Below are 21,755 nucleotides of genomic sequence, written 5' to 3' on the forward strand. Positions count from 1 at the left end.
GGCGGACATGGCCGACGAGGTACGCATCGAACTGCTCGGTGGTTTCCGCGTCGCGGTAGGCGACCGCGAGGTGGCTGCCGGGGCATGGCGGCTGCGCAAGGCCCGGAGCGCGCTGAAGGTGCTGGCCCTGGCTCCCGGCCGCAGACTCCACCGCGAGCAGCTGTGCGCCCTGCTGTGGCCGGACCTCGCCCCCCGGGCTGCGTCCAACAATCTGCACCAGGTGCTGCATGCCGTCCGGCGCGCGCTGGCGACCGCAGGTACGCCCGGCGATGTCCTCGTCCTCCGCGACGACATGGCCGTCCTCGCACCGGACGGCGGCGTATGCGTCGATCTCGACGAGCTCGACGAGCTGGACCGAGCCGCGGCACGGGCACCGGCCGAGGTCGGGGCGTCGGACCGGCGGGCCGCGCTGGCCCTCGCCGAACGCGAGCTGCTGCCCGAGGACGTCTTCGAGCCCTGGACGCAGGACGCGCGCGCCGCTCTCGCGGTGCGGCGCACCCGGCTGAGGCTCGGCCTCGCCGAGGCGCTCGAGCGGGAGGGCGGCAGCGCCGAGGCGGTCGAGGTGCTGGACGCCCTGATCGCCGAGGACCCTCTGTACGAGCCGGCTCACCGGGCGCGGATGCGGGTCCTCGCGGCCGCCGGACGGCGCAGTGAGGCACTGGCGGCCTATGAGCGGCTGCGGGACGCGCTGGGGGACGACACCGGCGCCGACCCGGATCCGCAGACCCGTGAGCTCTACCGGATGCTGCTGGTGGGCTCGGTCGCGGAGCCGGGTGAGCACACCGGACCCGGGGCGGGCCCGGCACTCGGGGCTCCGGCCGGCGGCCCGGGGAACGGGGCGGCACAGGCCCCGGTCCCGGGCCCGGTCCCCGCAGTGCCGCCCCGCCACAATCTGCCCGTCCAGCCGACCACGTTCATCGGCCGGGAGCGCGAGATCGCCGAGGTGGAGGACCTGCTGGCGCGGAGCCGGCTGCTGACCCTGACGGGTCCCGGCGGCTGCGGCAAGACCCGGCTGGCCCTGGCCGTGGCGGCGCGCCGTGTCGGCGTGGTGCGCGACGGCGTCTGGTTCGTGGACCTGGCCGCGCTCTCGGACGCGCGGTTCATTCCCGACGCGGTCGCAGCCGTGCTCGGGCTTCAGCTCCCGCCCGGCGACTCGGCACCCGCGGCGCTGGTCGGGCAGCTGGCCGGACGTGAACTGCTGCTCGTACTCGACAACTGTGAACATCTCCTGGACGCCTGCGCAGCCCTTGCCGCACGGATCCTGGCGCACTGCCCGGACGCCGCCGTGCTGGCCACCAGCCGCGAGATGCTGCACGCCTACGGCGAACGCACCTGGAGGGTCCCGTCGCTGGGGCTGCCGGACCCGCGGCGGCTGCCCCCGCCGGACGAGCTCACGCGCTACGCGTCCGTCCGGCTGTTCGTGGACCGCGCGGCCGACGCCGCCCCGCACTTCCGGCTCGACCCCGACAACGCGCCCGCCGTCGCGCAGATCTGCTTCCGGCTCGACGGAATGCCGCTCGCGCTGGAACTGGCCGCGGCACGGACGCGCATGCTCGCGCCACGCGAGATCGCCGAGCGCCTCGACGACGCCCTCGCCCTCCTCGGCGAGGGCGGAAGACGCCCGGTGACCCGTCAGCAGACGCTGCTCGCGACCCTGCGCTGGAGCCATCAGCTGCTCGCCGCCGAGGAACGGCTGTTGCTGCGCCGGCTCGCCGTCTTCGCCGGCGGCTTCTCGCTGGCCGCGGTGGAGCAGGTGTGCACCCGGGACATCGACCCCGCGACGGTGCTCGACCTGCTCGGCAGGCTCGTCGACAAGTCGCTGGTGCTCGTGGAGCGACGCCGTGACCGGACCCGCTACCGGCTGCTGGAGACCATCCGCCAGTACGCCAGGGAACGACTGCGGGAGGCGGGTGAGCTCGCGCAGACCGAGCAGAGGCACCGTGCCTTCTACCGGGCGCTCGCCGAGTCCTACGACCCGGAGGCGACCGACCGCGACTGCGACGGTGGCGTACGGCCCCGGGCAGGCGGCGACAGCGGCAGCGTCCGGACGTCGCTCGCGCTCGAGGCCGACCACGACAATCTGCGCGCCGCCCTGGCATCCGCCCTCGAGAGCGACCCGGAGGAAGCGCTGCGGCTCGCGGTGGCGCTGCGCGGGTTCTGGCTGGAGCGCGGCCACCTCGCCGAGGGGCGGCGCCTGCTGGACGACGCACTCGCCGCCGCGCCCGAACCGTCTCCCCTGCGGGCCCGCGCGCTCATCGGGCAGGGCGTGTTCGCGATCCGGCTCGGCGACGGCTCGCGGCTGGCCTCCATCGGTGCGGAGATCGTGGCGGTACACGGGGCGCGAGGGGACCGGAAGGCGCTGGCGTACGCCCACTACCAGCAGGCCGTCCTGCTGTGGATGCGCGGCACTTGGGACGAGGCGCGTACGGCACTCGACGAGGCCTGCGCGCTCGCCCCCGACGATCCGGCCGTGCTCGCGCCCGCCGAGCATCTGCGCGGGATCCAGGCGGTGTGCCGTGGTGAGGGAACGGTGGCGCGGGACTCCTTCGCCCGGGCCCTGGACCTGCTCGCGGAGACCGGAGGCGACGACGGGGCGCGTCCGTTCTTCCCGGTCATGACCCCGGGGTACGTGACCGAGGCCGACGACGACGGCACGGTGTCGCTGTTCTTCGAGGAGACCGTGCTCGCCGGGCGCCAGGTCCGGGCCGCCCAGGCCCGCGGCCATGCGCTGGCGGGCCTCGCCTGGGCGGGTCGCCTGGACGGCGATCTCGACGAGGCCGCGGCGGCGGCCGAACGGAGCGTCGGCTGCTTCCGCGCCCTCGGCGACCCGTACGGCGAGTCGCTCGCCCTCGGCACCCTCGGGAACATCTGCCGTACGCGCCGGGACTACGACAAGGCGCGGGACTGCCTCGACGAGGCCCTGCTCATCCGGCGCAGGCTCGGTGACCGCCGTGAGATGGGGATCTCGCTCGGCGCTCTGGGGCTGCTGGCCCTGGCGACGGGCGACGTGGGCCGCGCACGGGCGGCGATCGAGCGGGCCCGTACGGGGTTCGAGGAGACCGACGACATCCCGGGCACCGTCAACAGCCTGTTGCACCTCGGCCAGGTCGCGCGGGCCGCGGGCGATGCCGCGGCGGCACGGAACTTGCTGACGCGGGCCCAGGAGCTCGAGCACGTGGCCGGGTCGCGACATGCCGCCGGGTGGGTCGCCGTCATGCTGTCCCGGCTGGCGGCGGACGCCGGTGACCGTGCCGCTGCCGACGCGGCCGCCGCCCGCGCGCAGGCCCTGTTCACCAGCCTGGGCGACGCGGGGGCTGTCGCCCGGCTGCACGGGGCCGGGCCGGCTGCCGGGCGGCGGATGCCGGATGCGGGATGACAGATCCGTGCGCTCATGCCGGGGAGGGTCGGTACCGGGGTCGCCGCCGCCCGAGCCGGACAGCCGGCGACAGGCGGACGACCCCTTGCTCATCGATTGCCAAACACGTGCTCATCGGTTGCAAAGGAGCGTTTCCTACCTTTTGTGGTGCCGGATGAAACCCACGTACCAAGGAGGCCGGTCATGTCGACCGAGACGACGGCAACGGGTGTCCTCGGGGACGCCACCATCGGTGAACTCGAGGCGGAACTGCGGGGCACGGTGGTGCGCCCCGGAACGCCCGGCTACGACGAGGCCAGGGCGGTCTGGAACGCCTCCCACGACCGGAAGCCCGCGCTGGTGGTGCGTCCGGCCGGTGCCGCCGATGTGATCAGGGCGGTCGAGTTCGCCCGCAGCCAGGACCTGCTGGTCGCGGTGCGGGGCGGCGGCCACAGCATCGCCGGCTTCTCCACCTGCGACGGCGGCATCGTCATCGATCTGTCCGCGATGAAGGGCGTGCGGGTCGATCCCGGGCGCCGCCGGGTCGTCGCACAGCCCGGGCTCACCTGGGCGGATCTGGACCGTGAGACCCAGGCGTTCGGTCTCGCCGTGCCCGGGGGACTGGTCTCGTCGACCGGGATCGCGGGCTTCACCCTGGGCGGCGGTGTGGGCTGGCTCGTCCGCAAGCACGGGCTGGCGTCGGACAACCTGGTCGGCGCCGACGTCGTCACCGCGGACGGCCGGCTGGTGCACGCGAGTGCCGAGGAGAACCCCGATCTGTACTGGGCGCTGCGCGGAGGCGGCGGCAACTTCGGTGTCGTCACGTCGTTCGAGTACGAGCTGCACCCCGTGGGGCCGCAGGTACTCGCGGGGCTGGTCATCTACGGCGCGGACGAGGCGCGGCAGGTGATCTCCCGGTGGCGGGAGGCGACCGCCACCATGCCCGACGAGCTGACGACGCTGGTCAACCTGACCACGGCGCCGCCTCTGCCCTTCCTGCCGCAAGAGGTGCACGGCACCCGGATCGTGGTCATCGGCGCAATGTACGCCGGCGCACCCGACGCCGGGGAGGCGGCGGTCCGCCCGCTGCGTGCGCTGGGCACCCCGATCGCCGACGTACTGGGCCCCATGCCCTACACCGGGATGCAGTCGCTGCTGGATCCGCTGTGGGAGCGCGGTGCGCACAACTACTTCAGCTCCGCGTTCATCGAGCCGTCCGACGCGGCCCTCGACGCGGTGACCCGCCGGCACCTCACCACTCCCACCCCCCACAGCGAACTGCATCTGCACCAGCTCGGCGGCGCCTTCGGGCGGGTCGCCCCGCACGGGACCGCCTTCAGCCAGCGCGATGCGAGCGTGCTGTGCAATGTGATCGCACGCTCCCCCGAGCCGGAGGGGTTCGACGCGCACATCGCCTGGGCGCGCGCCACGCGCGAGGAGATCGCCCGCCACGGCGACGGGGCGATGTACGTCAACTTCACCGGTGACGCGGGCGAGGACAAGGTGCGCGCCTCGTATCCCGCGGGGATCCATGAGCGGCTGGTGCGGGTGAAGGACACGTACGACCCGACCAATCTGTTCCGGCTGAACCAGAACATCCGCCCGTCGTCCGGCGGGTGACGCGACGGGCTCCGCGCGGACCGAATCCCCCTCGGAGAGAGATGGTGACAGAGAGGGATTCAGTCCGTAGGGTGCTGAATATGGATATGCACACTGTCGCGGTGGGGACGTCCGGGACCACCGTCGAGGACGTCATCGCCGTCGCCCGCGGCAACGCGCGCATCGAGCTCACCGAGGGCGCGCTCAGCGCGCTCGCCGCCGCCCGCGAGGTCGTCGACGCGCTGGCCGCGAAGCCCGAGCCGGTGTACGGGGTGTCCACGGGATTCGGTGCGCTCGCCTCCCGGCACATCGGTCACGATCTGCGCACCCAGCTCCAGCGCAACATCGTGCGCTCGCACGCCGCGGGCATGGGGCCGCGCGTCGAGCGCGAGGTCGTCCGGGCGCTGATGTTCCTGCGGCTGAAGACCGTGGCGTCCGGCCACACCGGCGTGCGCCCCGAGGTCGCCCGGACGATGGCGGATGTGCTCAACGCCGGGATCACGCCCGTGGTCCACGAGTACGGCTCGCTCGGCTGTTCCGGCGACCTCGCACCGCTCTCGCACTGCGCGCTGACCCTGATGGGCGAGGGCGACGCCGAGGGCCCCGACGGGACCGTACGCCCCGCGGGCGAACTGCTCGCCGCGCACGGCATCAAGCCCGTCGAGCTGCACGAGAAGGAGGGCCTGGCCCTCCTCAACGGCACCGACGGCATGCTCGGCATGCTGATCATGGCCCTGGCCGATCTGAAGCGGCTCTACACCTCCGCCGACATCACGGCGGCGCTCAGCCTCGAGGCCCTCCTCGGCACCGACAAGGTCCTCGCGCCCGAGCTGCACGCCATCCGCCCGCACCCCGGCCAGGCCGCCGCAGCGGCCAACATGCGCGCCGTGCTGGAGGGCTCCGAGCTCACCGGCCACTTCCAGGAGGAGGAGGCGCCGCGCGTCCAGGACGCGTACTCGGTGCGCTGCGCGCCCCAGGTCGCCGGCGCGGGCCGGGACACCCTCGCGCACGCCCAGCTCGTCGCCGAGCGCGAGCTCGCCGCCGCCGTCGACAACCCGGTCGTCCTTCTCGGGGGCGAGGGCGCCGAGGGCGGACGGGTCGAGTCCAACGGCAACTTCCACGGCGCGCCCGTCGCGTACGTGCTCGACTTCCTCGCGATCGCCGCGGCCGACCTCGGCTCCATCGCCGAGCGCCGCACCGACCGGCTCCTCGACAAGAACCGCTCGCACGGCCTGCCGCCGTTCCTCGCCGACGACGCGGGCGTCGACTCGGGCCTGATGATCGCCCAGTACACGCAGGCCGCGCTGGTCAGCGAGATGAAGCGGCTCGCCGTCCCGGCGTCCGCCGACTCGATCCCGTCCTCCGCGATGCAGGAGGACCATGTCTCGATGGGCTGGTCCGCGGCCCGCAAGCTGCGTACCGCCGTCGACAACCTGACCCGGATCATCGCCGTCGAGCTCTACACGGCCACGCGCGCGATCGAGCTGCGGCGCAGCCTGAGCCCCGCCCCCGCCTCGCGGGCGGCGATCGCCGCGCTGCGAGCGGCGGGCGTCGAGGGCCCGGGTCCCGACCGCTTCCTCGCCCCCGATCTGGCCGCCGCCGACGCGTTCGTGCGAAACGGCAGGCTCGTCGAGGCCGTCGAGCCGGTGACGGGCCCGCTGGCCTAAAGGCCTTTCATCGCGCTCGGGCCCCGGGGACGCAACACCGTCCCCGGGGCCCGAGCCGTCCGGCCGAGCGCGACCGTCGGAGCCCGTCCGTCCGAGCCCGTCCGCGCGGGCCCGTCAGAAGGCGCGTGCGCCCCGGCGGATGGCGAACGACACGAATCCGGCACCGATACCGAGGAACGCGGCACCGCCGATGAGGTACGGGGTCGTGTCCACGGTGCCCGTGTCGGCGAGCCTCAGCTGCCCGGTGGTGCCGGCCTCCGTGCCGCCGCCCGCGGTGCCGCTCTGTGCTCCGCCCGACGCGGAGCGTACGGAGATCGCCGACTCGGAAGTGGAAGCTCCGGACGGCTGTCCGCCGGCGGTGCGCGACGCCTGCGCCGTCTCGCCCTCCGCCGTCGCGTTCGCCGACGGGACGAACCACAGTGCGCAGAGCAGGGTGCCGGCGGCGGTCGCGGTCAGCAGTGGGCGGCGGGCGACGGACACGAAATGATTCCCCTTGCGACAGCGGTGAATTGACCGCGTTCGGTGATGCTGCCGCGATGCTAATGAATGCAGCGGGTCGCAGGAAAGTGGCGGTCGCCCGGGGGCCTACCCTCCGTCGTATGACCACTTCTGAGACTTCCCGCTATGTGCGCCTGCATGTCGAATTGGTACTCGAGGTCACGGAACCGGAAGCCCTGACCGGTGCCGCGCTCGAGCGCGTCGAAGCCGACGAGCACATGCAGGACGACGAGCGCGGCCACGCACGCTCCGCCGTGCGCGAGGACTCCGCCGAGGCCCTCGCCTATCTCGTCGACCCCTTCGATCTCGTCAGCGAGGTTCCGGGCGTCGATCTCGCGCAGGCCTCCTGGAGCTGCGAGCAGGTCGACTACGACCCCGACGCCGAGGGGGACTGGGACGCCGAGGACGACGCCGACGACGCCGACGACGCCGAGGACGACGACGCCGAGGACGACGAGGACGGCGACGCGCGGGGGCGGTGACGCCGAGAAGCGGCGACCCCCGGCGGCGGTGATTCCGAGGGGGTGGACGGGAATGCCGGCCGCGGCCCCGGGCAGGAGAGGCGGCAGCCCCGGTGGCCGTCCGCCCGGACGGCTCGGCCCCCGGGCCCGCCGGGGCCGCAGCCTGGCGGGTGCGGGGATCCATCCGGGAACTGTCCGCCGGTGCCCCTGATCGAGCCCGGTGGACTGTGGCGTGGAACGTGTCTTGAGCGTGGCTTGAACCGGTCCGCTGTGGCGTACGTGCCCCTCTCCGGGGCCGTCGTTGCCGAACCGGAATCTTCCGGGCTGCAACCGTCCGGGAGCGCCGGGCGTCGATCAGTGGTGTTGCCCACATCTTTTCCGAGGTGTGGAACCGGGCGGCCCTTTATGGGTCTTCTTGAATGTAGTTGGCAGGGATCGGCGACGATGGAGAAGCGTGTGATGACGGACAGCAAGCGGCGTAAGGGCCTTGCGGCCGCGTCCGTGGTGCTCGGCAGCGTTCTGGTGCTCACGGGCTGCAGCAGCAGTGCCGACAAGGCTGCCGCCGACGGCTCGAAGAAGTCACAGAGCGACGTCGACGCCGCAGCCGCGAAGGACGCTTCCGATGCCCGAATAGTCATCACGCCGAAGAACGGCGCCACCAACGCGAGTATCAACAAGGACGCCAAGGTCACCGTCAGCGACGGCAAGCTCACCCAGGTCACGATGACCGCGGCGGGTGGCAAGCAGGTCAAGGGCACGCTGTCCGCCGACGGCACGAGCTGGCAGCCCGACGGCCAGCTGGAGCGGGAGACCAGCTACAAGATCGCCGCCACGGCCAAGGACTCCGAGGGCCGTGAGGCCCACGAGAACGCGTCCTTCACCACGGTCTCGCGTTCCAACAGCTTCATCGGGAACTTCACGCCCGAGGACGGATCCACCGTCGGCGTCGGCATGCCGGTCTCCATCAACTTCAGCAAGGCGATCACCGACCGGAAGGCCGTACAGTCCGGCATCAAGGTCACCTCCAGCAGCGGCCAGGAGGTCGTCGGCCACTGGTTCGGCTCCCAGCGGATCGACTTCCGCCCCGACCAGTACTGGCAGTCGGGTTCCACCGTCACGCTGAAGCTGGACCTCGACGGCGTCCAGGGCGCGAAGGGCGTCTACGGCGTCCAGCGGAAGACGGTCACCTTCAAGATCGGCCGGAACCAGGTCTCCACCGTCGACGCCTCCGCGAAGACCATGAAGGTCACCCAGGGCGGCAAGACGATCAAGACCATCCCGATCTCCGCCGGTTCGCCCGACAACCCGACCTACAACGGCCAGATGGTGATCTCCGAGAAGTTCAAGGAGACCCGGATGAACGGCGCCACCGTCGGCTTCACGGACGACGACGGCAAGGGCGAGTACGACATCAAGGACGTGCCGCACGCCATGCGGCTGTCCTCGTCGGGCACCTTCATCCACGGCAACTACTGGGGCCCCGACAGCGTCTTCGGCAATTCCAACACCAGCCACGGCTGTGTCGGCCTGAACGACGTCAAGGGCGCCGGCGACCCGAACCAGCCCGCCGCCTGGTTCTACAACAACTCGATCGTCGGTGACGTCGTCGTCGTGAAGAACTCCAAGGACAAGACGATCCAGCCGGACAACGGTTTCAACGGCTGGAACCTGAGCTGGGCGGACTGGAAGGCCGGCTCGGCGGTCTGATCCGCCCCACGCTTCCCCGTCCCGGCGGCGGCAACGGCGACGGCTCCCGGAGCGCGCTTCAAGCGCTCCCGGGAGCCGTCGCCGTTGTGCCCTGCCCTTGGCCTCTGGTGTGGTGCTCTGCCGTTGTGCTCTGCCGTTCCGGCGGCTCAGCGCGCCACGGAGGGGGCGGAGACCTCGTCGACCCCCCACTGCGCCAGCAGCCCCAGCGACGCCGCCGACGCCGACCCCGGCTCGGCGTGGTACGTCACCAGGTGCAGATCGTCGTCGTCGGGCAGCCGCAAGGTCTCGTAGGACAAGGTCAGTTCGCCCACCAGCCGGTGGTGCAGCCGCTTGGTGCCGTGGCCCTTCTCCTGCACCGTGTGCGCCGCCCACAGCGTGCGGAAGTCGTCGCTCTTGACCGACAGCTCACCGATCAGCGCCGACAGCTGCGGATCGTCCGGATAGCAGCCCGCACACAGTCTCAGCACGCTCACCACCTCGACCGTCTTGCAGTGCCAGTCGAGGTACAGCTCACGGGCGCCCGGATCGAGGAAGACCATCCGCGCCATGTTCCGCTCCTGCGGCGGCATCGCCGCGAAGTCGCCGAGCAGGGCACGCGCCATGGTGTTCCAGGCCAGGATGTCCATCCGGCGCCCGAGGAGGAACGCGGGAACGCCGTCCATGGCGTCGATCAGCTCCTGGAGCTGCGGCCGGACCTTCTGCGCCGCCCGCGCCGCGCGCTTCTTGTGCGGCTTCGGCTTGGCGAGATGGGTGAGGTGGGCGCGCTCCGTGTCGTTCAACCGCAGGGCCCGCGCGATCGAGTCGAGCACCTCACCCGACACGTTCTGGCCGTGGCCCTGCTCGAGGCGGGTGTAGTACGCGACGGACACCCCGGCAAGCTGCGCCAGCTCCTCCCGGCGCAGTCCGGGGACGCGGCGGTGACGGCCGAAATCGGGCAGGCCGACGTCCTCCGGCTTCAGCCGGGCCCGCCGTGACCGCAGGAATTCGCTGAGTTCGGCACGCTGGTCCATACCGTCAAGTATTCCGTCCCCGGTGTAGGTCCACGTGGCTGAACCTGACCCTGCCAGTAGTAGGAACAGCCGGCGTACGAACGACAGAGGGCTGGGTGTCCGGGCGCGAGGGGCGCAGTCTCGTAGCCATGACCACATATGCATCCACGGTTCCCGCATACGCCGCTCCCGCCGCACATGCCCCGCTGGAGCGCACCACCGTCCCGCGCAGGGCGGTCGGCGACCACGACGTGCTGATCGACATCAAGTACGCCGGCATCTGCCACTCGGACATCCACCAGGTCCGCGACGGCTGGGGCGAAGGGATCTTCCCGATGGTCCCGGGCCACGAGATCGCCGGCATCGTCACCGAGGTCGGACCCGAGGTGACCAAATTCGCCGTCGGCGACCGGGTCGGAGTGGGCTGTCTGGTCGACTCCTGCCGCGAGTGCGACAACTGCAAGGCCGGGCTCGAGCAGTACTGCAGCGTCGGCAACGTCCTCACGTACAACGGTCTCGACAAGAACGGCGAGCCGACCCACGGCGGCTACTCCACGCACATCGTCGTGGACGAGGCCTTCACCCTCCGTATCCCCGACGGGCTGTCCCTGGACGTGGCCGCCCCGCTGCTGTGCGCCGGCATTACCACCTACTCGCCGCTGAAGCACTGGAACGCCGGCCCCGGCAAGAAGGTCGCCGTCGTGGGCCTCGGCGGCCTCGGCCACATGGCCGTCAAGATCGCAAGCGCGATGGGCGCCGAACTGACCGTCCTGTCCCAGTCCCTGCGCAAGAAGGACGACGGGCTGCGGCTGGGTGCCGAGAACTACTACGCCACCAGCGACGACGCCACTTTCGAGGCCTTGGCGGGCACGTTCGACCTGATCGTCAACACCGTCTCGGCACCGCTGCCGCTCGACAGGTTCCTCGGCATGCTGAAGACGGACGGGGCGATGGTGAACCTGGGCGCGCCCGAGGAGCCCGTCTCGCTGAACGTCTTCTCGCTGCTCGGACAGCGCAGGACGTACGCCGGATCCATGATCGGCGGTCTGCCCGAGACCCAGGAGATGCTCGACTTCTGCGCCGAGCACGGGCTGGGCTCGGAGATCGAGGTGATCCGGGCCGACCAGATCAACGAGGCGTACGAGCGGGTGCTGGCGAGTGACGTCCGCTACCGGTTCGTGATCGACGTCTCCACGATCTGACCGCGCGGGCCCGCCGGTGCGTCCTCCCCGGACCGGTGCGGGGGGCGCTTCGAACTCCGGGTGGTACATGGTGCCGGGGTGGTACGGGTCGTGTCCCGTACCACCCCGGCAAGAGGAGGGTGAGAGGCGGTGAGTGCAGTGACGCCGGGTCATCTGCCGGGCCGCCACCGGGCTACTTCTCCGTCTCGAAGCGGGTGAGCAGCAGTTCCAGGGCCGCCTGGTCCGGCGCGATCCACGGGGCCGCCCCCGCCACCCCGCACAGGGTGTCGATCATGTGGCCGGTCATCCCCGGAGCCGGTGGCAGATGGGCGGAGAGGATGAGGGCGGGGTCCCGGTCCCGTATCGGCTCGAAGGCGCGGGCGAACTTCCCGGGATCGGCGAACTGCACCCACGGGCTGTCGACGGTGGCCCACAGCAACTGTGTGGCCTCCACGTCCTCGGGGTCGAGCTCGCTCACATCGGCCGCCTCGGCGAGTTCCTCGGTCGGCAGCGGGCCGCCGAAGCAGTGCGAGCTGAAGCAGGCGCCCGAGTGGTCGTCGAAGAAGCCCACGGTGGTCGGACTGGCGTAGAGCGGCGGGCGGAAGCCCGTGAGGGTGCGGTCGCCGACGTCCAGCGACTGTCCCGGGTTCAGCAAGTACAGCCGGTCGACCGGGATCGGCCGCTCGCAGGCGATCAGACCGGCGGTGCCGAAGGTGCACACGACCCTGGCCCTGGGCGCCGCGTCCAGCAGGTCGAAGAGACCGCCGGTGTGATCCCGGTCCGGGTTCGTCAACCAGATCCACCGCACATCCGCCGGATCCACGACGGATCCCAGTGACCGGGGGAAGTCCCGGTCCGGCAGCCCGAGCCCGGTGTCCACGACCACCGGCTCGGCCGCGAACAGCACGAAGGCGTTGACCGGGAGATAGCCGATGCCCGGCACCTCCACGCTGTCGCTCAGCAGGCTGATGTCCGGCCGCACCTTGTGAATGTGCATGCTTCCATCGTCTGCCCCTGCCCATATGCGCGCACCCGCGGCGTACCGGCCGGTCCGGGGCCGGGGGGAGCGGCCGAGCCGGCTGTCCGGTGCGCATGACCGGGGGACGCGGCTCCCGGACGCGTCCGTTCCCGTATCCCGTAGGGAAAGATCAGCCGGACCCCTCGCACTCGTCATACAACGGTACTAATTCCGTCACGCAGACTTCGTGCGTCCTCGACGCGGAACGCCTTGCCGAACAGGCTTCTGTGCAGCCGTGTTCCCGCCGCACGCCGGGGAAACCAGGAATTCTCCGACCTCGCCCGCCCCCTTGATGCGGGGGCATTCTTGGTGCGCCCGCCGGAAAACGCAGAGGCCGGGCGAACGGGGACTTCACACGGAGAGAGTCGAACATGGATGCGGAATGGGTGAAGAGTCTGCCCGATCTCGTCAGACGCAAGAGAGAACCAACGCTCAAAGACGCGGCGAAAGCCGTCGAGTTCATCCGTGAAGCGAGCCAGTGGCTTCACGAGAACCTCCCGCTGCGCCCCGACATCATCGACGAGATGACCTACGAAACGGCGATGTCCTACTTCGTCGAACACCGGCCTCTGGACCCCAGCGTGGCCAAAGGCGCACTGTTGCTGAATCCGCACCGGGAAGGGGCCGTTATCGTACAGATCTTCCTCGACACGTCCAACGAACCGGTGACGAAGCCCGATGGGAAGCCCTACGGCCGGCAGCTCATCGTGCGGCGTCTCGACCCGGAATTGTCAGCCACATTCGCCGGCAAGAAGCTCGTGATCGTCGAATAGGACCCAGCCGTGCCTCTTCCCCTCATAGCCCTGATTCTGATGGGAGCCGCCGCCTTCACGGCGGTGGTGCTCGCCATCGTCTACTACGACGACATCGTCGACTGGTTCAACAGCCGCAACGACCTCAAGAACGCGGACCGGGACCATGTCGGTGTGACGATCAAGACCTGGATGAACGGGGGTGACTACAAGGTCGTACAAGGGATCTTCAACAAGCGCACCGACCAGCTGGCGGACGGCCGCGTCATGCGCACCAAGGAGATCGACGACAGGCTGCGGCAGGTCCACGGCACCAACGAGCTCGTCATCTACGAGTGACCGGCAGGGCGGAACGGGCAAGCGGCGCGAGCACAAGACGCGAGCACACGACACGACGATGGGGAAGGAACACACGGATGGTGTCACCCGGCCGCCGGGAGACCCGGTTCACGGTGTCCGGCATTCCGGGCCATACGCCGGACGGAGTGGCCGCGATATGCCGGTCGCGGCTGCTGGACGCCGCCAACGGGCTCGCCAAGGCCATCGGCGCGGACGATTTCACCCTCGCGGTGGGGGCGGAGACGACCGGAGCGGCGGGCGAATCGACCGCCCAGGTCCCCCGGGCGCGCGCCGAAGAGGCGCAGTACGTCCCGGGGCCGGCGCTCCACCGATTCGACCAACTGGTCGTCCCGGAGGCGGTCGGCCGCGACCTCATGGCGGCGCTGGACGTCCTGAAAGTGCAGCAAAAGGTCTTCGGCGAATGGGGACTTCGGAGTATCGAGCCGTTCCCGCGCAGCGCACTCAACTTCCACGGGCCTTCGGGCACCGGAAAAACCCTCGCCGCCCATGCGATGGCCGACCGCCTGGGGCGGGGCATCCTCGCGGTCAGTTACGCGGAGATCGAGAGCAAATACCACGGTGACGGCCCCAAGAACGTCCAGAGGGTCTTCTCGGCGGCGGAGGAGTCGGGGGCGGTGCTCTTCGTCGACGAAGCCGACTCCCTGCTCTCCAGAAGGCTCACCAACGTCACCCAGGGATCCGAACAGGCCATCAACTCGATGCGCAGCCAATTGCTGATATGCCTCGAGCGGTTCCACGGCATCGTCATCTTCGCCACCAATCTCGCGGAGAACTACGACAAGGCCTTCGAGACCCGGGTGCGCCACATCCGGTTCACGCTCCCCGACAAGGCCGCGCGAGCCGAGATCTGGCGCCGCCATCTGGTCGACGGACTCCCGGTGGCCCCCGACGTGGACCCCGCACTGCTCGCGGAGAAGGCGGACGACGTATGCGGCCGGGACATCAAGAACGCGGTCGTGGACGCGGCCGTACGCGCGGCAGTCGCGCAGAGCGAACCGCTGGGCGTCGACGACTTCCTGGAAGCCGTCGACCGCATCAAGGACGCCAGGATCCAGCAGCCCCGCCCGCTCACCGGCGAAGAACGGCAGAAGGCGGAAGGCACCGTCCGCCGTGCCCTGGGGGCCCGTCAGGGCGCAAGCGGCGAACCCACCGGGGAACCCGGGGCCGGCCCGGTCCCCGGCTGAACGCAGGGCGCCATGCCGGTACCGGGCGGGCGGCTCCCGCCCGGTACCGGGCGGGTCATCCGGCCAGGGGCAGCGCGGCGGCTATCGCGTTCCGCTCCTTGCGGCTGATCAGGGGGAAGATGATCTTCAGGCCCTGCTCGTTCTCCGCCGAGGAGACGACGAACGACGAGTTGAGCAGACGCTCCTTGATCTCCGTACGGACGAGACCGGCACGCGGGATCGTCATCAGGTGCTCCTCCGGCTTGGCGAACGTCGGGTTCGCCCGGAAGACGAAGAGACGACGGTCCGTCATGGCCAGATACATCGGGGTCGGCACCGGGATCACGGACATGGCGCCGGCACTCGCGATGGCCGACGCCGCCGCGAACGCCGCCGTCCGGCGCACGGAGACCGTGCTGAGATTCACGATGGTCGTCACCTCGACCTGCTCGCCGGACTCGAGCATGGGGTCGATGGCGGCCAGAAGAAGGCGGCGGCGTCTTCCGTTCACGGGCGTGCTCCTGACAAGGCGGGGAGGGTCCGTCCGGGACTCTCCCGCACGGTCGGCGACCGTCGGGCCCTGCGCCGGGCGCAGGGCCCCGAGCCGGAGAACACGCAGGCCGGAGACCCCTCGCACGGCCGGGCCGGTGTGAGTCGTCGGCATACCTTGCCACACGCCTCACCGGGTCCCGCGGGCGCCCCGGAACGGAAGATTCCGCAACCTCACCCGGTGACGTCGGCCCTCGGCCTTCGCCACGCAGATCGGGCACGAGCCCCCGTCCCGGCGAGCCCCTGCTGCCGTGTGACCCGAGGGATCAGGCGCGCAGACCCGCGAGCCCCTCATACGCGGCCGTGACGATCGCCAGTCCCCGATTGTCGTCCGCCGGTTCGCGCATCTGATGGGTCACGTACGCCACCGCCATACGGGCGTCAGGATCGACCATGACCAGTGAGCCGCCCCAACCGCCCCACCCGTAGGTGTTGCCGAAGAGTCCGTAGCCCAGACCCCAGCGCATCGGCATGCCCAGGACGCGGTCATCGCCGTGGAACTGCTCCTCCCTGGCACGGTCACAACCCGCCTGCGACAGCAGCCGCACCCCCCGCACCGATCCTCCGCAGGCCATCACGGACTGGACGAGGGCGACCGAGCGGGCGTTGCCGAGCCCGTTCGCCGCAGGGATCTGCGCACGGCGCCAGGCCACGCTGTTCCCGTCCCGGACCCGTATCGGGGTCCCGGCGGCGGGAGTCGCGCCGCCGGCGGCCGCACTCGCGGCGTAGCCGTCGTCCCGGGACTGCGGCGGGATCGCGAGCGCCACCCGGTGGTCGTGCTCGGCGGGCAGGCCTATGTGGAAGTCCGCGCCCAGCGGGTCGGCAACCTCGTCGGCGAAGAACGCGCCCGGGGTCCGGCCGGTGATACGGCGTACGAGCTCGCCCACGAGGAATCCCTGGGTGAGCGAGTGGTATCCGGCCTCGCTGCCCGGCTCCCACTGCGGAGCCTGCGCTGCCAGTCGTTCCGTGGCGGATGTCCAGTCGTACAGCTCCGCCACCGGTCCGTCCCAGTCGGGCAGGCCGGCCGTGTGCGCGAGCAGGTGGCGTACCAGCACCTTCTCTTTGCCCGCCGCGGCGAACTCCGGCCAGTACCGGGCGACCGGCGCGGACAGGTCGAGTTCGCCACGGTCGGCGAGAACCAGCGCGCACAGCGCGGTCATCGTCTTGGTGACGGACCAGACGTTGACGATCGTGTCGCGCTGCCACGGGATCGTACGGTCGGCGTCGGTGAATCCGCCCCAGACGTCCACCACCGGCCGGCCGTCCACGAAGACGGCCACCGAGCCACCGGCGTCTCCTTCGTCCAGCAATGCCGCCAGCGCGCTGGGCACGGCAGTGAACAGATCATCGTACGAGCCCTGAATGTCCGCCATGCCGAGCATCTAGCCAGCCTGGGGTGATGCGAGGCAACTGAATTCCCGGCCCTTGGGGGTGACTATCCCTCAGGGGCTTCCGGCGCAGGAGCGATGCCGATCGGGCACGAGACCCCCGTGCCCCCGATCCCGCAGTACCCCGCGGGGTTCTTGTCCAGGTACTGCTGGTGGTATCCCTCGGCGGGATGGAAGGTCCGCCCCTCCGCCGGGAGGACCTCCGTGGTGATCGTGCCGTGCCCCGCGCCCGTCAGGACCTTCTGGTACGCCTCGCGGGAGGCATCCGCGGTCGCCGCCTGGGCGGGGGAGTGGGTGTAGACAGCCGAGCGGTACTGGGTGCCCACGTCATTGCCCTGGCGGAAGCCCTGGGTGGGGTCGTGGGCCTCCCAGAAGACCTTGAGCAGCTGCTCGTAGGAGACGACGGACGGGTCGAAGACCACCCGGACCGCCTCCGTGTGGCCCGTCAGGCCGGAGCAGACTTCGTCGTACGTCGGGTTCTCGGTGTATCCGCCCTGGTAGCCGACCAGCGTGGTGTACACGCCCGGGACCTGCCAGAACTTGCGCTCCGCGCCCCAGAAACAGCCGAGGCCGAAGTCCGCGGTCTCCAGGCCGTCCGGGTAGGGGCCGAGGAGCGGGTTGCCCAGGACCGTGTGGCGGTCCGGGATGTCGAAGGCAGGGGTTGCGCGGCCGCGGAGGGCCTGCTCACGGGTGGGCAGCTCGGGCACGCGGCGGGACAGGAACATGCTGGGCTCCTCGGTTTTTGGGGTCCGTACCAAGCAACGCGGCCGGACCCCCGGGCATTCCTGGCCCGGACCCTCTCCCGGCAGCTCACGCCCCGCCGCCCGGACAGGACCTATTGCAGCAGCGTCGCCGGGCTGCCGCCGTTCGCCTCGTATCCCGCCACCGCCAGCGCCCGGTACACCGCGTACTCCGCCGCCGGGTCGTTCCCGTGCGTCCAGGGCAGCGCCCCCACGTGCCCGTCCACGAGCACCACCTGGTGCATCGCCTCCGCCCAGCGCTCCATGCGTACCAGGAACAGCACCAGGAGGTGCCGTACCTGCGGGAGCACCGGATCACCGGCATCCGCTGTGTGCGTCGCGTGCAGCGCGCCCTCGACGGCCTTGGTGACCACGGCGCTCTCGTAGAAGCCGGAGACCAGATTGACCTCGGGCAGATGCTCGTACACCGCGAACAGCGGCAGTGCGGCCAGCAGCGAGCCCTGCGGGGCACGGGCGGCCGACGTCGTCGCGAAGTGGTCCGCCTCCTCGCGGGAGCCGTGCCACTTCTCGCACAGGTGGTGCAGGGCCGCGAGATGGGCGCCCATGTGCGTGGGCGCACGGTCGATGACCTTTGCCCACAGCTGGTCGAACTGCTCGTGGGAGTATCCGAGTCCACGGGCGACGGCCAGTTCGACGATGTACGGCACGGGGTCGCCGGGCGCCAGCAGAGCCGCCTCGGCGCAGACCGTGCGGGCCTCCTCCAGGATGATCCGGAAGTCGTCGCTGCCCGAGCCGCCGGAGGCCCGCCAGGCCTGCTGCACCAGGAACTCGGCGTGCACCGCCGCGCCGCCCGCGTCCTTGGGTGATTCCGCGCGCCAGGCGCGCAGCCAGGAGCCGCCGGTACCCGGCTGCTGCTGGAGCTCCAGCGCGGCGGCGCCCGCGAAGGCCTGGACGCGCTGCCAGCGCTGCTCGCCCTCCTTCGGGGTGCCCGCGAGCAGCTGGGAGGCGGCGCGCCAGTCCTGGGTGCGCTGGACGACGTCGAGGACGTCCAGGAGGTCCTGGTCGGGTCCGGGCAGACGAAGATCCAGCTGTTCCTGTCGCACGAAGCCGTACGTGGCGGGGTCGGCGGCGTCCGGTGAGCCGGGGGCGACCTGGCGGACGGCGCCCCGGCGGCGCATGACGAACGGGCCTATGACCGCGACGAGCATCGCCGTCGCGATCAGGAACCAGAGAATCTCCATACCGGCCATTGTCCCGGACCGCGTGGGGATGCGGACGCACCGGGACTACGCTCGAGCTCATGAGTGACCAGTACAGCAACGAGTCCGGCCACGAGCGCGGCTTCGAGACCACCGCCATCCACGCGGGCAACACCGCCGACCCGCTGACCGGCGCGGTCGTCCCGCCCATTTACCAGGTGTCCACCTACAAGCAGGACGGGGTCGGTGGACTGCGCGGCGGCTACGAGTACAGCCGCAGTGCGAACCCGACCCGGACGGCGCTGGAGGAGAACCTCGCGGCGCTGGAGGGCGGCCGGCGTGGTCTTGCCTTCGCCTCGGGTCTCGCGGCCGAGGACTGCCTGCTGCGTACGCTGCTGGTGCCCGGTGACCATGTCGTCATCCCGAACGACGCCTACGGCGGAACGTTCCGGCTCTTTGCCAAGGTCGTGCAGCGGTGGGGCGTGGAGTTCTCCGTGGCGGACACGTCCGACCCGGCGTCGGTGCGGGCGGCGCTCACCGACCGTACGAAGCTGATCTGGGTGGAGACCCCGTCGAACCCCCTGCTCGGGATCACCGATATCGCGCATGTCGCGAGCATCGCCCGGGCGGCCGGCGCGAAGCTCGTCGTCGACAACACGTTCGCGAGCCCCTATCTGCAGCAGCCGCTCGCGCTCGGCGCGGACGTGGTCGTCCACTCGCTGACGAAGTACATGGGCGGGCACTCGGACGTCGTCGGCGGTGCGCTGGTCACGGCCGACGACGGTCTTGGCGAGGAGCTCGCGTACCACCAGAACGCGATGGGCGCGGTGGCCGGACCGTTCGACTCGTGGATCGTGCTGCGTGGCATCAAGACCCTGGCCGTCCGTATGGACCGGCACAGCCAGAACGCGGCGCAGATCACGGAGATGCTGACCAAGCACCCCAAGGTGACGCGCGTCCTCTACCCGGGGCTGCCGGAGCACCCGGGCCACGAGATCGCCGCGAAGCAGATGAAGGATTTCGGCGGCATGGTGTCGTTCCAGGTCGCGGGCGGCGAGGAAGCGGCCGTCGAGGTCTGCAACCGGGCGAAGGTGTTCACGCTCGGTGAGTCGCTGGGCGGTGTGGAGTCCCTGATCGAGCACCCGGGCCGGATGACCCACGCGTCGGTGGCGGGCTCCGCGCTGGAGGTTCCGGCGGACCTGGTGCGGCTGTCGGTGGGGATCGAGTCGGTGGGTGACCTGCTGGCGGACCTGGAGCAGGCTCTGGGCTGACGGCTGACGGGCCCGGTTCCGGCCCGGCCCGTCATAGGGGCACGCCCCTCGCCTTCCGCGAGGGGCGTGCCCCTATGTGCCTTCTCGGGGGTGGACGTCCGGGGGCGGTGCCCCGCGGGGCCCGGCGGTCAGGCGCTGACCTTCTCGTCCTCCAGCATTCCGCGGATCTGTTCGCGCAGCTCCGGGGTGTTCTCGTGGCCGTGGACGGAGGCCGCGTGTTCGGTGGCGGCCCGGAGTACTTCTTCTTCCTCACCCGCGATGGTGAGGCTGCACTTCGTCTCGCTCGGGAACCTGCGGCAGTCGGCGACTTTCCTGGTCATGACGACCTCCCGTGCTGGTGTGGTTGCGCCGCTGATTCCAGACTAGAACCGCTGATTCCGGACGAGAAGCGCGGAACGCTGCGGAAGGGGCGCCGCGGGGAGGCCCTGCGGCCCGGGACCGCGTGCTACCAGCCCACGACCTCCGGGCTGGTCTCGGCAGGCGGCGTGGTCCACGGTTCCGCCGCCGACGCCCAGACGGCGAAAGCGATCACTGCGGCCACCAGCAGGGTCCAGCCGGTCAGGCGCAGGGTGCGGCGGCGGCGCAGCAGCCGTGCGCCACGGGCGGCCACCCGACCGGCGAGATCGGTGGGGACCGGCGCGGGAGGGGTGTCCAGCATCCGCCGGATCTCCTCCTCCTTGCGCCCGTCGCCGTTCGCGGCGCTCATGAGGCCCCCGCGGCCCGGAAGCGGGGGCGTGCCCCGTCCCCGCGCGTGCCCGGGTGGCGCAGCACGGCGACCGCGCGGTTGCAGATCGCCCGTACCCGGTCCACCGGCAGACCCAGCAGTGCCGCCGTCTGCTCCTCCGCCATGCCCTCGTACAGGCGCAGCACCACGATCAGACGCTCCTGGGCGGTGAGCGGGGACAGCGGGCAGCCTGCGTGGGCCCGGTGGAGGCGCCATGCCGAGCGGCCGAAGCGGACGACGAGGTGGGCGAGGGTCCGTTCGTACGGGTCCTCGCCGCGCAGCCGGCTCCACTCCGCGTAGGTGTGGGCGAGGGCGGCGACGAGCAGCCGCTGTGCCTGCGGATTGCGCGAGGGCGGTTCGCAGGTCAGCAGTGTCGCGGTATGCAGCAGCCGCCCCGCCGCGCCCCCGACGAATGCGTCGAAGTCCTGGGAGCGCCCGGAAACCGGGAGTTGCCACGGCTGCTGCATGTGCTCATATCAAGCCAGTCCGAGCACCGGGTCAAGGGGTCGGACACGTCCGGAACGAGCCCCGGCCGCGAACCGGGGTCAGGAACCGGGCTGTGCCTCCGTGTCGGCGGCGGGGAGACCTGCCTGACGGGCCGACAGAGCCGAGTTGAACCGGGTCAGCAGGGTGCAGAACGACTCCCGCTCCTCCTCGGTCCAGCCGTCCGTGACCTGGGCCATCAGCTCGCGACGGGACGAGCGGACCTCCTCCAGGCGGGCCTGGCCGCGCGGTGAAAGCTGGAGCACGACCGCGCGCCCGTCCTCGGGGTGCGAGGTGCGCTTGACCAGGCCGGTGTCGACGAGCGGCGCGACCTGGCGGGTGACGGTCGACGAGTCGATGCCCATCCCGGCGGCGAGTGCCTTGACGCCCATCGGCCCTTCCCGGTCCAGCCGGTTGAGCAGCAGATAAGCGGCACGGTCCATCGAGTTGCGAACCTGGCCCACTCCGCCGAGCCGGGTCTGCTCGGCACGGCGTGCGAAGACGGCCACCTGGTGCTGGAGGGCATCGAGGAGACCGGGGTTCAGATCAGTCGTCATGTCCGGTGATGTGGGCATGGCTGCGGTGGGCTCTCTCGTGCGGTGGTCGGTTGGTGGGGGACAGAGTACGCGGATGGGGGCGGGTGCGTACCGCCCTGCGGAATACTGTGGACAACTGTGTGACCGGGACGGC

Annotated in this window: 21 protein-coding genes; 10 read left to right on the forward strand and 11 right to left on the reverse strand. The window is 71.1% G+C overall.

The annotated features are described in order from the left end of the window. Positions 1-7: 7 nt before the first annotated feature. The 3 genes from ACTWOL_RS23575 (at position 8) to hutH (ending at position 6,621) form a co-directional block, all read left to right on the forward strand. Positions 8-3,376: an AfsR/SARP family transcriptional regulator gene (locus tag ACTWOL_RS23575; protein WP_474298747.1), complete on the forward strand. Its 3,369-nt coding sequence runs from the start codon at positions 8-10 to the stop codon at positions 3,374-3,376. Positions 3,377-3,559: 183 nt separating this feature from the next. Continuing rightward, positions 3,560-4,975: an FAD-binding oxidoreductase gene (locus ACTWOL_RS23580; RefSeq protein ID WP_474298748.1), complete on the forward strand. Its 1,416-nt coding sequence runs from the start codon at positions 3,560-3,562 to the stop codon at positions 4,973-4,975. Positions 4,976-5,061: 86 nt separating this feature from the next. Next, complete coding sequence (gene hutH / locus ACTWOL_RS23585; protein ID WP_474301244.1) at positions 5,062-6,621, forward strand: histidine ammonia-lyase; 1,560 nt, start codon at positions 5,062-5,064, stop codon at positions 6,619-6,621. 114 nt (positions 6,622-6,735) lie between these two features. Here hutH and ACTWOL_RS23590 read toward each other — a convergent pair whose 3' ends face one another. Beyond that, on the reverse strand, positions 6,736-7,101 hold the full coding sequence (locus tag ACTWOL_RS23590; RefSeq protein WP_474298749.1) for a hypothetical protein: 366 nt from the start codon (positions 7,099-7,101) through the stop codon (positions 6,736-6,738). 119 nt (positions 7,102-7,220) lie between these two features. Here ACTWOL_RS23590 and ACTWOL_RS23595 point away from each other — a divergent pair, with 119 nt between their 5' ends. Together ACTWOL_RS23595 and ACTWOL_RS23600 are read left to right on the forward strand one after the other, a co-directional pair. Next, positions 7,221-7,601, forward strand: a complete 381-nt coding sequence (locus ACTWOL_RS23595; RefSeq protein ID WP_474298750.1) for a hypothetical protein — start codon at positions 7,221-7,223, stop codon at positions 7,599-7,601. A 423-nt stretch (positions 7,602-8,024) separates the two neighbouring features. Beyond that, complete coding sequence (locus ACTWOL_RS23600) at positions 8,025-9,287, forward strand: L,D-transpeptidase (RefSeq protein WP_474298751.1); 1,263 nt, start codon at positions 8,025-8,027, stop codon at positions 9,285-9,287. A 146-nt stretch (positions 9,288-9,433) separates the two neighbouring features. On the opposite strand, the gene ACTWOL_RS23605 is transcribed toward ACTWOL_RS23600, so the two are convergent. Continuing rightward, positions 9,434-10,297 (reverse strand): helix-turn-helix transcriptional regulator, encoded by an 864-nt coding sequence (locus ACTWOL_RS23605; RefSeq protein WP_474298752.1) that lies wholly within the window; start codon positions 10,295-10,297, stop codon positions 9,434-9,436. Positions 10,298-10,425: 128 nt separating this feature from the next. Between ACTWOL_RS23605 and ACTWOL_RS23610 the strand changes: the two genes are divergently transcribed. Then, positions 10,426-11,478 carry an NAD(P)-dependent alcohol dehydrogenase gene (locus ACTWOL_RS23610; protein ID WP_474298753.1) on the forward strand — a complete coding sequence of 351 codons (1,053 nt, stop codon included), beginning with the start codon at positions 10,426-10,428 and terminating at the stop codon, positions 11,476-11,478. A 172-nt stretch (positions 11,479-11,650) separates the two neighbouring features. On the opposite strand, the gene ACTWOL_RS23615 is transcribed toward ACTWOL_RS23610, so the two are convergent. Continuing rightward, positions 11,651-12,454, reverse strand: coding sequence for an MBL fold metallo-hydrolase (locus ACTWOL_RS23615; protein ID WP_474298754.1), 804 nt, complete (start codon positions 12,452-12,454; stop codon positions 11,651-11,653). A 392-nt stretch (positions 12,455-12,846) separates the two neighbouring features. Here ACTWOL_RS23615 and ACTWOL_RS23620 point away from each other — a divergent pair, with 392 nt between their 5' ends. The 3 genes from ACTWOL_RS23620 (at position 12,847) to ACTWOL_RS23630 (ending at position 14,771) form a co-directional block, all read left to right on the forward strand. Beyond that, positions 12,847-13,248: a hypothetical protein gene (locus tag ACTWOL_RS23620; RefSeq protein WP_474298755.1), complete on the forward strand. Its 402-nt coding sequence runs from the start codon at positions 12,847-12,849 to the stop codon at positions 13,246-13,248. 9 nt (positions 13,249-13,257) lie between these two features. Beyond that, on the forward strand, positions 13,258-13,566 hold the full coding sequence (locus ACTWOL_RS23625) for a hypothetical protein (protein WP_474298756.1): 309 nt from the start codon (positions 13,258-13,260) through the stop codon (positions 13,564-13,566). 77 nt (positions 13,567-13,643) lie between these two features. Then, positions 13,644-14,771 carry an ATP-binding protein gene (locus tag ACTWOL_RS23630; RefSeq protein ID WP_474298757.1) on the forward strand — a complete coding sequence of 376 codons (1,128 nt, stop codon included), beginning with the start codon at positions 13,644-13,646 and terminating at the stop codon, positions 14,769-14,771. Between the two features lie 55 nt (positions 14,772-14,826). Here the strand turns inward: ACTWOL_RS23630 and ACTWOL_RS23635 are convergent, their stop codons facing one another. From ACTWOL_RS23635 to ACTWOL_RS23650, 4 genes are all read right to left on the reverse strand, one after another. Continuing rightward, positions 14,827-15,261, reverse strand: coding sequence for a hypothetical protein (locus ACTWOL_RS23635; RefSeq protein ID WP_474298758.1), 435 nt, complete (start codon positions 15,259-15,261; stop codon positions 14,827-14,829). Positions 15,262-15,565: 304 nt separating this feature from the next. Next, entirely contained in the window at positions 15,566-16,672 is a 1,107-nt protein-coding gene (locus ACTWOL_RS23640; protein WP_474298759.1) for a serine hydrolase domain-containing protein, read from the reverse strand. A gap of 62 nt (positions 16,673-16,734) precedes the next feature. After that, positions 16,735-17,412, reverse strand: coding sequence for a peptide-methionine (S)-S-oxide reductase MsrA (msrA, locus tag ACTWOL_RS23645; RefSeq protein WP_474298760.1), 678 nt, complete (start codon positions 17,410-17,412; stop codon positions 16,735-16,737). 110 nt (positions 17,413-17,522) lie between these two features. Continuing rightward, complete coding sequence (locus ACTWOL_RS23650) at positions 17,523-18,629, reverse strand: hypothetical protein (protein WP_474298761.1); 1,107 nt, start codon at positions 18,627-18,629, stop codon at positions 17,523-17,525. A 59-nt stretch (positions 18,630-18,688) separates the two neighbouring features. Between ACTWOL_RS23650 and ACTWOL_RS23655 the strand changes: the two genes are divergently transcribed. After that, on the forward strand, positions 18,689-19,858 hold the full coding sequence (locus tag ACTWOL_RS23655; protein ID WP_474298762.1) for a cystathionine gamma-synthase: 1,170 nt from the start codon (positions 18,689-18,691) through the stop codon (positions 19,856-19,858). 128 nt (positions 19,859-19,986) lie between these two features. Here the strand turns inward: ACTWOL_RS23655 and ACTWOL_RS23660 are convergent, their stop codons facing one another. The 4 genes from ACTWOL_RS23660 to ACTWOL_RS23675 form a co-directional block, all read right to left on the reverse strand. After that, the gene (locus ACTWOL_RS23660) at positions 19,987-20,178 is read right to left on the reverse strand and encodes a DUF1059 domain-containing protein (RefSeq protein WP_474298763.1); all 192 of its coding nucleotides are present in this window, start codon (positions 20,176-20,178) and stop codon (positions 19,987-19,989) included. 125 nt (positions 20,179-20,303) lie between these two features. After that, entirely contained in the window at positions 20,304-20,564 is a 261-nt protein-coding gene (locus tag ACTWOL_RS23665; RefSeq protein WP_474298764.1) for a hypothetical protein, read from the reverse strand. Further along, positions 20,561-21,049, reverse strand: a complete 489-nt coding sequence (locus ACTWOL_RS23670) for a sigma factor-like helix-turn-helix DNA-binding protein (protein WP_474298765.1) — start codon at positions 21,047-21,049, stop codon at positions 20,561-20,563. The genes ACTWOL_RS23665 and ACTWOL_RS23670 overlap by 4 nt, the downstream gene beginning before the upstream one ends. Positions 21,050-21,127: 78 nt before the next feature. Next, complete coding sequence (locus ACTWOL_RS23675) at positions 21,128-21,622, reverse strand: MarR family winged helix-turn-helix transcriptional regulator (RefSeq protein WP_474298766.1); 495 nt, start codon at positions 21,620-21,622, stop codon at positions 21,128-21,130. Positions 21,623-21,755 lie beyond the last annotated feature (133 nt).

The organism is Micromonospora sp. IBHARD003 (assembly GCF_056106285.1).